Annotated in this window: 10 protein-coding genes; 4 read left to right on the forward strand and 6 right to left on the reverse strand. The window is 48.5% G+C overall.

Features of this window, described 5'->3' with window-relative positions:
• Positions 1-97: 97 nt before the first annotated feature.
• From tcyJ to GF617_RS18620, 6 genes are all read right to left on the reverse strand, one after another.
• The gene (tcyJ, locus tag GF617_RS18595; protein WP_181619937.1) at positions 98-898 is read right to left on the reverse strand and encodes a cystine ABC transporter substrate-binding protein; all 801 of its coding nucleotides are present in this window, start codon (positions 896-898) and stop codon (positions 98-100) included.
• Positions 899-984: 86 nt separating this feature from the next.
• Positions 985-1,536: a flagella biosynthesis regulatory protein FliZ gene (fliZ, locus tag GF617_RS18600; RefSeq protein ID WP_181619938.1), complete on the reverse strand. Its 552-nt coding sequence runs from the start codon at positions 1,534-1,536 to the stop codon at positions 985-987.
• Between the two features lie 54 nt (positions 1,537-1,590).
• The gene (locus GF617_RS18605; protein ID WP_181619939.1) at positions 1,591-2,310 is read right to left on the reverse strand and encodes an RNA polymerase sigma factor FliA; all 720 of its coding nucleotides are present in this window, start codon (positions 2,308-2,310) and stop codon (positions 1,591-1,593) included.
• Between the two features lie 174 nt (positions 2,311-2,484).
• The gene (locus GF617_RS18610) at positions 2,485-3,288 is read right to left on the reverse strand and encodes a glycosyltransferase family 2 protein (RefSeq protein WP_203452232.1); all 804 of its coding nucleotides are present in this window, start codon (positions 3,286-3,288) and stop codon (positions 2,485-2,487) included.
• A 77-nt stretch (positions 3,289-3,365) separates the two neighbouring features.
• On the reverse strand, positions 3,366-7,046 hold the full coding sequence (locus GF617_RS18615) for a glycosyltransferase (RefSeq protein WP_203452233.1): 3,681 nt from the start codon (positions 7,044-7,046) through the stop codon (positions 3,366-3,368).
• A gap of 92 nt (positions 7,047-7,138) precedes the next feature.
• Complete coding sequence (locus tag GF617_RS18620; RefSeq protein WP_239006538.1) at positions 7,139-7,990, reverse strand: flagellin domain-containing protein; 852 nt, start codon at positions 7,988-7,990, stop codon at positions 7,139-7,141.
• Positions 7,991-8,366: 376 nt separating this feature from the next.
• On the opposite strand from GF617_RS18620, the gene fliD reads away from it, so the two are divergent.
• Genes fliD through amyA form a run of 4 tightly spaced genes read left to right on the forward strand, consistent with a single transcriptional unit; the run spans position 8,367 to position 12,137 of the window.
• Positions 8,367-9,803: a flagellar filament capping protein FliD gene (gene fliD / locus GF617_RS18625; protein WP_181619943.1), complete on the forward strand. Its 1,437-nt coding sequence runs from the start codon at positions 8,367-8,369 to the stop codon at positions 9,801-9,803.
• Positions 9,804-9,812: 9 nt separating this feature from the next.
• The gene (gene fliS, locus GF617_RS18630) at positions 9,813-10,223 is read left to right on the forward strand and encodes a flagellar export chaperone FliS (protein ID WP_203452234.1); all 411 of its coding nucleotides are present in this window, start codon (positions 9,813-9,815) and stop codon (positions 10,221-10,223) included.
• Positions 10,223-10,597 (forward strand): flagella biosynthesis regulatory protein FliT, encoded by a 375-nt coding sequence (fliT, locus tag GF617_RS18635; RefSeq protein ID WP_181619945.1) that lies wholly within the window; start codon positions 10,223-10,225, stop codon positions 10,595-10,597. The genes fliS and fliT overlap by 1 nt, the downstream gene beginning before the upstream one ends.
• Positions 10,598-10,649: 52 nt before the next feature.
• Positions 10,650-12,137, forward strand: coding sequence for an alpha-amylase (gene amyA / locus GF617_RS18640; protein WP_181619946.1), 1,488 nt, complete (start codon positions 10,650-10,652; stop codon positions 12,135-12,137).
• Positions 12,138-12,163: the final 26 nt, after the last annotated feature.

A 12,163-nucleotide genomic window follows, 5' to 3' on the forward strand; every position in this document is an offset into this window, starting at 1 on the left:
GGTAACGCTCTATTTATGTAATATTTTTTATTATGCACACAGACGCGCAAGAAATAAAAAAGGCGCTTATAAAAGCGCCTTTTTTTTAGTCAACGACTTATTTGGTGATATCTGCCCCGAACCACTTCTCGGAGAGTGCCTTAAGACTACCGTCCTTCTGCATGTCCGCAATTGCACCATCAATGGCTTTCACGAGATCGTCATTCCCTTTACGCACAGCAATACCTGACTCCTGACGAGAGAACGCATCACCCGCAACGGCCAGGGTATCATTGGTTTTCTTCACCAGATCCAGCGCAGCCAGACGGTCAACCAGGATGGCATCGATACGGCCTACACGCAGATCCTGGTATTTTGTCGGGTCATCGTCATAAGTGCGAATATCCACGCCCTGGACGTTCTTGCGCAGCCACTCTTCGTAGTTCGTGCCAAGACCCACGCCAACTTTCTTACCTTTCAGATCCGCCGCTGTTTTGATCGTCCCTTCGTTACCCTTCTTCACCAGCGCCTGAATACCAGACACGGTGTATGGCGTAGAGAAATCATATTTCTTCTTACGCTCGTCAGAAATGGTCACCTGGTTGATCACAACATCTATACGTTTGGAATCAAGCGAGGCCAGCATACCGTCCCATTTGGTCGGTTTCAGCGAGGCTTCAACCCCAAGATGTTTTGCCAGTTCTTGTGCAAACTCCACTTCGAAACCGGTCAATTTACCGTCATCACCCTGGAAGCTGAACGGAGGATAGGTTCCTTCCAGTCCAACCAACAACGTGCCACGCTCTTTCACTTTATTCAGCAGATTTTCTGCTGCGAACGTTTTCACGCTCATACCCGCGACCAGCGCAATAGCCATTACACCCATCAGCGCCTGACGACCCAGAAGTGCTAATTTCATAATTACCCCGATATAGTGGAATTTTTGGGTAGTGTAGTGCCTTCATCTATAACGTCAAAGGCGACTGTGCTACATCTTATTCTTTTTTAATATATATCAGAAGTTGTCTCTAGGTGGACTTTCTGCTTCATCATGCCCGGCATTTGTACCTTATATTGTGCATACTTGCGCAGCGCGATACGGTAATTATTGGTACTTGTCGCAGGCAACCACGGTTCCAGATTCTCATCCAGATAACCGGTTTTCAGCAGATCACGAGAAATATTTTGCACGGTCAGATGCTGGCCCAGGCGGCGCAAGCGAACGACATATTCGCGCACCGTACCATGGCTCATCTCCGTTTGTTCAAACAGGAATTGTTTGAAGCCGATGATATCAAAGAAATCGCTCTGCTCTTTACAGTGCAGATCGCCACAGAAACGGCATAATGCCACCCACTCTTTTTGCTCTTCCTGCCATGCTGATTCATCCATCAACGTGTCGAGACGGGAAATCGCAATCTTATTGACGATTTCACCGCGGCGAACCAGCGTGATACGGTCGAGTAACTTGTTGCAATGGGCGCAATGCGTCTGGCTGTGTTTAAAGTCTTTCAGGTAGCGGCTTAAAGGCCGTCTTTTAGATTGCTGCACCGTCATGATAACTCCTGGTTGTCAATACGTTGTGCGGCACTTTTCAGGCGAATCACTCACCTATAACTTACCCAGCTTGGTGCGTAAGCGTTTAATGGCCTGGCTGTGCAGCTGACTAACCCGTGACTCCCCTACTTCCAGTACAGCGCCAATCTCTTTGAGATTGAGCTCTTCCTGGTAATAAAGGGTCAACACCAGTTGTTCACGCTCAGGTAAAGCTTCAATAGCTTCCATCACGCGGTGGCGTAAATTACCTTCCAGTAAATGGTGTAACGGGTTTTCTTGCTGGTGCTCATCGGTCACCAACTCGATACTATCGCCATGCTCTTCACGCCACTCATCATAAGAGAAGAGCTGGCTATTATTGGTATCGAGCAACATCTGGCGATACTCTTCAACAGCAATACCAAGACGTTCCGCGACTTCTGTTTCCGTCGCGTTGCGTCCCAATTCCTGTTCCAGCTGTCCCATCGCATGTGCCACTTCGCGTGCGTTGCGGCGAACACTGCGCGGAACCCAGTCGCGGCTGCGCAGTTCGTCCAGCATCGCACCACGAATACGCTGTACTGCGTAAGTAGTAAATGCCGTTCCTTGCAGAGCGTCGTATCGGTCCACTGCATTCAATAACCCGATACCGCCCGCCTGTAGCAGATCGTCCAGTTCCACGCTCGCCGGCAAACGCACCTGGAGGCGCAATGCTTCGTGACGCACCAGCGGGACATAACGCTGCCACAGCGAGTGTTTATCCATTACACCTTCAGCGGTATAGAGTGAATTCACGATAAACAGCCCTGCGTTAGTTGAGTTATCGGCATGATTATCCGATTCTGCAGGGGTTTTAATCGAGTGAATAGTGGGTGAAATAAGGGGTTATTTTGACAGTTGACCGCCAATGGGCAGCAACCAGGAGCAGTAGCTCCTGTGCTGTTCACCGGAAAAGGCAAATATTACTGACTAGCTATTAACAGCATATTTGCTATGAATAGTCTCTAATATTCTTGTGACCTTTTTCGTATTCTCAATTGTAATATCGACAGTCTGATAGCCATGTTTTTGTATAAAATACTGGTTGGCCACCGCCACGATCGCACGGAATGTCAACTCACCAGAAATCGTAGACTGCTTAACACTCCAGCCTTCATCGCCAATATAATCCTGCGAATCAGGAATATCTGCGAAGTACCCAAATGGAGGATGCATGCCCGCGTTAATGATCGCGATAGTGTGGTCAACATGTTCCAGAGCGTTATAAAAACGCTCATCCATCAGCCCAACCGTATCAAGGGAAAGCGCCGTGTAATAGCTAAATGCCCCGACGCAGGAAGGGAACATAAAGAGTTTATCTCTGCCAAAATCGCAGCGCATGCGCATCCTGGGCAGGCCCTGCTGATCCATGTTTTGTTTACCGTGCTGACTAAAATTGAAATGTTGCACGCCGGTGAGTCTGGACATCTCAATGTAGCGGAAAAAGACATCGCTACGTTTAACAAAAACATCGTCTTCAATCAGAAAGAAATGATCGACATCTCTCCCGCGAAGATAGGAAAGAGCGCGATTTTTGCTAACACCTACGCCAAGGTTTTCCTCATTCAAAATATAATGGCAATCCAGCCCTGCATACTCGGGAAAATGTTCGCCATCATTGACGATCACGAGTTCATCAATACATTCCCGCGGCAGTGAGTTAAATAGCTTGAGCAGCCCATCTTTACAATTATAGGTGACGATACCCACGCCAATCTTTTTACCCTGATACATACGCCACTCATCCGTTAATTAATTTACAGATCGCCAGAGATACGTATCCCCTGACGTGAAAGATGCTTTCCCGGGTGTTAATCGAGCCAGGCACGTTGCCAGTCCTCAAGACCGCTATCTTTTAACATCCAGTCTCGTTGCACTGCATCTCGCAGCGCTTCACCCGCACGATCCAGGGCATTCCAGTCGCTGATGTGTTCGCGAATGGCGGCAATCCAGGCATTCGGGGTATTTCTCACGCGCTGAACAGGCAATCCGCAGCGGTAGGGCTCAATATCGGTGCAAATAATCGGCACGCCACAACTGCCTAACTCAAGGAGACGCAGGTTACTCTTACATTCATTGAAGAGATTCTGCTCCAGCGGCACAAGCGCTAAATCCAGATCCAGCTCACTCAGTTTCTGAGGATAGTGCTCAAAAGGCACTGGAAGGTGGAACTCACATGCCACCCCAGCGGGTTTCATTCCCATAAATACCCATTCAACGTCGTTTTCCAGTTCACGCATAATCGGCAGAAGGATTTCGAGGTCACCCGTATGACTCGATCCCCCCGCCCAACCCACACGTGGCTTCTTGCCTCGGCGTTTGTTGGATTTGAGATGTCCCCAAAGCTCCATATCCAGGCGGTTTTTGGCAACCCGGATATCCGAATGGAAGCGCGAGTAAGCCTCGGCAAGAGGTTCGGTTGAGACAACAACCCAGTCAGCCATTGCCAGGCCCGCGCTCAGGCGATTCTGGATATCTTTTGGCACGTTGTCCCTGAAAATGTTTTTCTCCGGAACATTGAGATAATAATCATCAAACTCCATTATTATTTTTGCATCGCAGACCTGACGATAACGACGGATAGTCTGGGGAATATCATCCGCTATCGGTACTTCAAGGATCAAACGATCCGGCTGGAATTGCGCAACTTCCATCACCGTTGGCAGGCCGAGAATAAGGCCGCCATCAGCTTTCAGTTCCGTCTGTAAGGCCCTGAATGGCTTGATAACGCGATAATTACCACACCCTGTCCAGTTGACATGAGTGCCCATCACTACAGGCAGCGGTTTGCCGGGTAACGCCTCCGGTAAACGTGACATGCGGGTATTGAGGCTAAATGCTGACCCCAGGAGATTCATCCGTGGGTTATAGTAAGGATCACGGGCAAGCGCACTCCCCCATTTTTCGAGCAGTGCATCGAAGCACGTTTCATCCGCATGCGTAGCAACATGGAATTTCTCAGGGAATAAACGTGAGGCTCCCCCCAGATGCCGAACCCGGCTTGAAGGCGTCCAGACCGTAATATAACCGCTGGATTTCGCTTTTAACGCCAAATCAACATCAGAGAAGTAAACCGGGAATTCTTTTTCTTCAAAGCCCCCCAGTTCTTCGAAAACAGCTTTACGCATCATCATGCACGCGGCGCTAACGGCATGTGCACCACGAGGAACCTTGAGGCGATTCAGGAAGCCGTTGTCGCCAGGCTTACTTCCCCGCTCACTGACTATTACGCCATCATTAACACCCGTGATGTACCCACCATGCTCAAGTGAGCCATCAGGATATTCAAGGCGACTGCCCACAATGCCAACTTCAGGTCGCTGGGCGTGCTCAATCAGTGCGCTCATCCAGTTCCCGTCAATAATCTCAATATCGTTATTCAGGAAGAGCAGGAACTCACCCGTCGCATGCTGGCTCGCGAAATTATTGATTGCAGCAAAATTAAAGTCACTGTCATACCGCAGGACTTTAATTTGAGCAAGTTGCAGTGCATCGAGTTGATCCAGGTACATTCTGGCATCACCCTCGGTAGAGCCATTATCCACAATGATGATTTCATACTGGTGATGCTGCGTATTTTCCATCAGTGAATCGATGCATTTCTGGAGCAGTACAAAGCGGTCCTTGGTCGGAATGATGACTGAAACTTTAGCCATCTTTGGAAGGGCATAAACAACGTTTTGCACGCCGGTCTCATCATGTGCCGTGACGGTGGCATCTATCTGGCAACGCGACAAGTGTCCTGCCGTAATACGGGTCATTTCCTGAAGTAGTGTGCCTTCTTTAGTCCACTCATTCATGGTCTCAGTTCTGCTGATCAGGGGCTCCGCGATATGCCCAATACAGGCAGGGCCACTCTCCTCAACAAGTTTCCAGCACACATCAATATGGCTTAATGCGTTGAACGTCAGGTCAAATCCCTGATGGCGACGAAGGGCTTCAACAGAGATCACCACGCTCGAACCGATGTACGGAAACGCACGCAGCAAATCGATATCACACTCAGGCTTGAGTATTAACCCATCTTCTTTATTGTCTTTAACGATCAGTTCATCGTAGTACCAGAGGGATTTATGCGGTTCACGCATGGCGAATTCCGCAAACGTGAGCAAGGCATGCTCTTCAAGCCTATCCCCGGCATCCATAATGACAACCAGAGTTGATGGAATTTGCGCCAATGCCGTATTCAAATCAGGAGCATAATTAACGGCAGGAGAATCTGATGGCAGTTGTTGACCCACTGCGCCAATAACAAAAGTAACTTCGGCGCCGAGACTCTGCGTCTGAGCAGACGCTAACGTCGTCTGAAGTTTATCGGTGGAACCGTCACGATCGATAATAATGACGGCGATTCGTGAAAATTCAGGGAAAGACTGTAATAAGGTCGCGATAATCGCATTACGCAATTCCGTCGGTTTTCTGTCATTCAGCCAGCTATTTACAGACCGTGTTTTCTCTTCACCAATGCTGTCCATAACCTTACGGTGGAACTCAATTCGGCGACCTTGTTCTTCTGTAATATGTAATTTTTTTGCCGCAGGAGCGCGTTCCAGAATTCTGTCGACGGTGGCATCCAGCGCAAGCTGTGAAATAGCCGTTGACCGATATTCTTGTGCCCAACGGGAAGCTTTCGCATACCCCTCAACAATCTCTTTCACCCACCGGGTTTGATTCGTTATTTTATTTGCACCGGTCAAGGCAAAGTGATAATCACTGCGTTCAAGTAAATTGTCTTGTCCAAGGTAACCATGGGAGAAATCACCATTAGAGATCACCACAGGAAGTCCCATGCTCATGGCCAATGCCACACGCCCTTCATCTCCGATAACAATATGATATTCAGAGAGAAGTTCAGGCGTGACAGGCCCAGGGGCAGAGTCCAGATTGTAGTAGTCGAGCTCAATACCTTTGTTACGAAAAGCATCAATTTGAGCGACTAAATTTTTATTATATCCAGAAGAAATGAGCAGCACTTTTTCTGGCTTATCCGCAAAATGTGGTACGGTGTAAGAGGCGAACTCCTGATTCACCGTGAACGGGAAGATTTTAATTCGCGATTGTTTGATCCCTTTCTCAACCAGGCGAATATAACTGACGGTTGAACACGCCAGGCACACGCTTGCAAGCGAGTTTTCCACTTCAAAGCCATAAGGCAAATCATAATCTGCATAGCTGTAGAAATGGTGGAAAAAGACCTGAGCGGTATAACGCCCTTGTAAAAATGCGGTATTCAGTTCGGCCGTAATATACCCATTGAATACCCAGATCAGTCGATATTCAGGTTGTAATTTATCTTCGCTTTGTTCCAGCAAGTGAATGTTCTTGCTTTCATTAATAAGACTGATTTTATTCTGCCAGTGTCGCCCAATGGTTCTGGCTGCAACATCAACTTGCCAGTTATGGCGCTGAAAATAGTCTATCAAATCGAAAAAGATACTCTCGTGTTGACCGAAGTGCTCTAATCTGTCAATGGTAAGTAAAATTTTGCGCATGTTATTTTCAGTTCTACCAACAAATGGAATGATAATGTCAGGATAACAAAAACCCGGCAGCGCCGGGTTTTTGTTTATCAGGAAAGTACAGATTAACGCAGCAGAGACAGCATAGTCTGTGGAACCTGGTTTGCCTGAGACAGTACAGAAGTACCAGCCTGCTGCAGGATCTGCGCGCGAGACATGTTAGATACTTCAGTTGCGTAGTCAGCATCCTGAATACGAGACTGTGCAGCAGACAGGTTAGTCACGGAGTTGTTCAGGTTGTTAACAGTGGATTCGAAGCGGTTCTGCATCGCACCCAGGTTACTACGCGCACCATCAATGCCTTTCAGTGCGGTATCAACTGCATCGATAACTCTCTGAGCAGTGGTGTTGTCGCTGATGGTTACGCTGCTGCCAGACAGAGCAGTACCGGAAGCCAGTGAGCCCAGTTTAGCGTTGATCAGGGAGTCAGAACCGATGCTGATGGTGTCACCAGTGTTGGTGTTAGCGCCAACCTGGATGGTCACGCCGCCGCTCTGAGAACCGTCCAGCAGGTTTTTGCCGTTGAAGTTCGCTGCGCCAGCAATACGGTCGATTTCGGACAGACGTTGGTTGATTTCAGTGTTGATTGAAGTCAGGTCTGTGCCCTGGTTAGTACCGTTTGCTGCCTGTACAGACAGTTCACGAATACGCTGCAAGTTGGTGTTGATTTCGTTCAGGTTGCCTTCAGCAGTCTGAATCATGGAGATGCCGTCGTTGGCATTACGTGCAGCCTGAGTCATACCCTTGATCTGAGAGGTCATGCGGTTAGCAATCGCCTGACCAGCAGCATCGTCTTTAGCGCTGTTGATACGCAGACCAGAGGACAGACGCTCAATCGCGGTGCCCAGAGCAGACTGAGATTTGTTCAGGTTGTTCTGAGTGGACAGGGACAACAGGTTAGTATTGATTACTGCCATAATTTAATTCCTTCAAATTGGGTTCTAGGGTCGGTGCCTAACACTCACGGCGTCTCTCACCGTCAACTGGATTATCGACGCACCTGAAAAAGACTTTAGAATTTTTGCCATAATTTTTTTATTTATATGATTTTATTGATAAAAATGATGTGCATATATTTTCAATATTACAGTGAGATGAAATTTTTAAGAGTGGAATGTCTGAACATCAGGCGATATCCCCTCCCCCATTTTTGGGTATGCAGATAACAAAGGCCGCATATACCGACAAGGAGTCCTTCTATTCGGTCGATAATTTTTTCTACTGAACCTTAAACTAATTTGGAATGTCGCCGATAACTAGCTGAAACTACCATTGACTAAAGGAAACTAACTAATGGCCAGTGCAACAATCAGTAGTCTTGGCGTGGGCTCAGGTCTTGACCTCCAAACTCTCTATACCAACCTTGAGACGGCTGAGAAAACAAAATTAACAACAATCACGAATCAGCAAACGTCTTATAACGCTCAGCTCAGTGCATTCAGCAAGCTGCAAAGCGCAATGCAAACGCTGAACACCGCGACTGCTGCGCTTGCCAAAAAGGATACCTGGAACGCGACAGCTGTCGGGTCAACCAACACCTCTTTTACGGCAACAACCGCAACAGGCGCGACAGTAGGTGACTACACCGTACAGGTAAAAGCTCTCGCGAAGGCGCAAGTGTTGACGTCCGCCAGCCAGGCAAGCGCGACTACGCAACTTGGTGCAACAACGGGCGGAAGCCGCACCATTACTATCTCGCAGGAAGGCACGACCAAACCGCTGACGGTGACCCTTTCTGACTCTGACACGTCATTGAACGGCATTGCGAGTGCCATTAATAAGGCCAATGGCAACGTCACCGCGACCGTCGTTAAAGCCAAAGAGGGTGATTACACCCTGATGCTGACGTCAAAAACGTCAGGTACAACCAATGACATGACCGTGTCCGTTTCTGGCGACAACACATTACAAGGTATCATTGGTTACGATTCATCCACGCATACCGGTGCGATGAACCAACAAACGGCATCCCAGAATGCGCAGGTTGTCATTAACGACATCACCATTGAACGTTCAACAAATACAATCACCGATGCCCTGCCTGGCATCACGCTGAGCCTTAAAAATCAGAGCAGCAGCACCGAAAACCTGCAAATTACCCGCGCCGCTGACGCGACGCAAAAAGCGGTTACTGACTGGGTTACCGCTTATAACGCCCTGCAATCCACCATCACCTCTGTCACCAAATATGTGAAAGTGGACGCGGGTGAAGATCAATCCGCAAACAACGGTGCCCTGCTGGGTGACAGTACGGTTCGTTCTGTCCAGTCTCAGCTGCGCGGTTTACTCACGGAAGTGCAGTCCGGTTCTTATGCGATCCTGGCACAACTTGGTGTGACTCAGGATACAACGATGGGTGCCGACGGTTCGTTGGGTAACCTTAAAGTTGACTCCACCAAGCTTACCAAAGCGTTAACCGATAACCCGGAAGCGGTTCAGGCTTACTTTACAGGTGACGGCAAAACGACTGGCCTGGCAACGCAAATGGGTAATACGCTTACCACAATGCTAAGCACCACAGCCGGTAAAGAAGGGATCATTAAGAACGCCACTGACGGTATCAACACTACGTTGAAAACCTTAGATCAGCGTTACGATGCAATGGAAGCCAGCATCGAAGCAACAATGGCACGCTATAAAACACAGTTTACCAATTTAGATACGTTGATGAGCAAGATGAACAACACATCAACCTACCTCAAACAGCAATTTAGTACTTCCAGCAGTTAAGGAACTTCTATGTACTCACAGAATGGCGCACGAGCTTATCAACAGGTTGGGCTGGAAAGCGCGGTAATGAGCGCAAGCCCACATCATCTTGTGTCCATGCTTTTTGACGGGGCACTGAGTGCCCTTGTTCGCGCCCGACTCTTTCTTGAAGAAGGGCGTATTAGCGAAAAAGGTGAGGCTTTATCTAAGGCAATCAACATTATCGATAATGGCCTAAAGGCTGGTCTGAATATGGAAGTGGAAGGAGACCTCTCGGCGAACCTTTCCGCACTGTATGAGTACATGGTTCGTCGTCTATTACAGGCCAATTTACGTAATGACGCAGGAGCAATTGTCGAAGTTGAGGACTTGTTGAGTAACATTGCAGATGCGTGGAAACAAATAGGCCCAAATGCTTCCTCTCTCCAGGATAACTTTTGATGAACACTCCTAGCTCCGCACTTAGCGCCTGGCAGGCGCTATACAATCTTAGCCTCACAATGCTTACGCATGCTAAAGCGGGGCAATGGGATGAGCTGATTACACATGAGATCACCTATGTTCAGCTTATCGAACAGATCTCTCAAAATCCCATAGCCTCAGCCCCGCCTGCGCACATTGAACAAGCCAGATTTTTGCTCGAAAATGTTCTGAAAAATGAAAATGACCTTAAAGAATTGCTGGCGGCCCGAATGGACGAGCTGCGCAATTTGATTGGCCAGACCAGCAGGCAGCAATCAATAACCTCTACCTATGGCAAACTCTCGGGTAATATTCTCTACCCCGAAAGTCTGACACGCGACCCCCAATTATGATTTTGTCATCCATACTCCAGAAGTCAGCACAATGGCTTCTGGAGCACGGACGATGAAAAATCCCACTTTATTGCAATGTTTTCACTGGTATTACCCTGCAGGTGGAGAGTTGTGGCGAGAAGTCACTGCGCTCGCCCCCAACCTGAATGAAATTGGCATTAATATGATTTGGTTACCGCCAGCCTATAAAGGGGCATCAGGTGGCTTTTCGGTTGGATACGATTCATATGATCTTTTTGACCTTGGCGAATTCGACCAAAAAGGATCCGTCGCCACAAAATACGGTGATAAAGCACAATTACTCGACGCCATCGATGCCTTAAAGAGCAACCAGATTGCGGTATTGCTGGATGTGGTGGTCAATCACAAGATGGGTGCGGATGAGAAAGAGTCGATCCGGGTGCAGCGCGTAGACGAGCAAGATCGTAACCAAATCGCCGAGGATATTGTCGAGTGCGAAGCCTGGACCAGGTACACCTTCCCTGTCCGGGCGGGTCAATACTCTCAGTTTATCTGGGACTTCAAATGTTTCAGCGGTGTTGACCATATCGAAAACCCGGACGAGGACGGCATCTTTAAAATCGTCAACGACTACACCGGCGAAGGCTGGAATGACCAAGTGGATGACGAAATGGGTAATTTCGATTACCTGATGGGCGAGAATATCGACTTTCGCAACCGCGCGGTTACCGAAGAACTGAAATATTGGGCTCGCTGGGTGATAGAACAAACCCATTGCGACGGCTTTCGACTCGATGCGGTCAAACATATTCCGGCATGGTTTTACAAGGAGTGGATTGAACACGTCCAGGACACAACGGAAAAGCCGTTATTTATTGTTGCAGAGTACTGGTCACACGAAGTCGATAAACTCGAGCAATATATTGATCAGGTTGACGGTAAAACACTGCTTTTTGATGCGCCGCTCCAGATGAAGTTTCACGAGGCCTCTCGTCAGGGGCGTGATTACGATATGAGCCAGATTTTCACCGACACGCTGGTCTCAGTTGATCCCTTCCATGCCGTCACGCTGGTCGCCAACCATGACACTCAGCCGCTGCAGGCTCTCGAGGCCCCGGTCGAATCCTGGTTTAAACCCCTGGCGTATGCATTAATCCTGCTACGTGAAAACGGTGTTCCCAGCGTATTTTATCCAGACTTATTCGGTGCGAGCTACGATGACGTCGGGGGAGATGGTGAAACCTATCACATTGACATGCCTGTCATTGAACAGCTCCACGAACTGATCCTGGCCCGTCAGCGTTTCGCCCACGGTATACAGACGCTCTATTTCGATCATCCGAACTGTATCGCTTTTAGCCGAAGCGGTACTGACGAAAACCCAGGCTGTGTGGTGGTACTTTCCAACGGAGATGATGGAGAAAAAATCCTGTGTCTGGGGGAAAACTACGGTAATAAGACCTGGCGGGATTTTTTGGGAAACCGTGAGGAGACGGTAAGCACTGCAGCCGATGGCGAAGGTACATTTACCTGTAAGGGTGGCAGTGTGAGTATCTGGGTAATGGAAGATGTTCTGTAATCAGGCGTCGGGTGAGAATACTCACC

This window comes from Lelliottia sp. RWM.1 (assembly GCF_016859735.1).
In the GTDB taxonomy this organism is placed as follows: Bacteria; Pseudomonadota; Gammaproteobacteria; order Enterobacterales; family Enterobacteriaceae; genus Enterobacter.

What these genes read in the sequence shown, in the direction of transcription:
- tcyJ (WP_181619937.1), bottom strand. Translation starts at nt 898, where the DNA reads ATGAAATTAGCACTTCTGGGTCGTCAGGCGCTGATGGGTGTAATGGCT.
- fliZ (WP_181619938.1), bottom strand. Translation starts at nt 1,536, where the DNA reads ATGACGGTGCAGCAATCTAAAAGACGGCCTTTAAGCCGCTACCTGAAA.
- GF617_RS18610 (WP_203452232.1), bottom strand. Translation starts at nt 3,288, where the DNA reads ATGTATCAGGGTAAAAAGATTGGCGTGGGTATCGTCACCTATAATTGT.
- GF617_RS18615 (WP_203452233.1), bottom strand. Translation starts at nt 7,046, where the DNA reads ATGCGCAAAATTTTACTTACCATTGACAGATTAGAGCACTTCGGTCAA.
- GF617_RS18620 (WP_239006538.1), bottom strand. Translation starts at nt 7,990, where the DNA reads ATGGCAGTAATCAATACTAACCTGTTGTCCCTGTCCACTCAGAACAAC.
- fliD (WP_181619943.1), top strand. Translation starts at nt 8,367, where the DNA reads ATGGCCAGTGCAACAATCAGTAGTCTTGGCGTGGGCTCAGGTCTTGAC.
- fliS (WP_203452234.1), top strand. Translation starts at nt 9,813, where the DNA reads ATGTACTCACAGAATGGCGCACGAGCTTATCAACAGGTTGGGCTGGAA.
- fliT (WP_181619945.1), top strand. Translation starts at nt 10,223, where the DNA reads ATGAACACTCCTAGCTCCGCACTTAGCGCCTGGCAGGCGCTATACAAT.
- amyA (WP_181619946.1), top strand. Translation starts at nt 10,650, where the DNA reads ATGAAAAATCCCACTTTATTGCAATGTTTTCACTGGTATTACCCTGCA.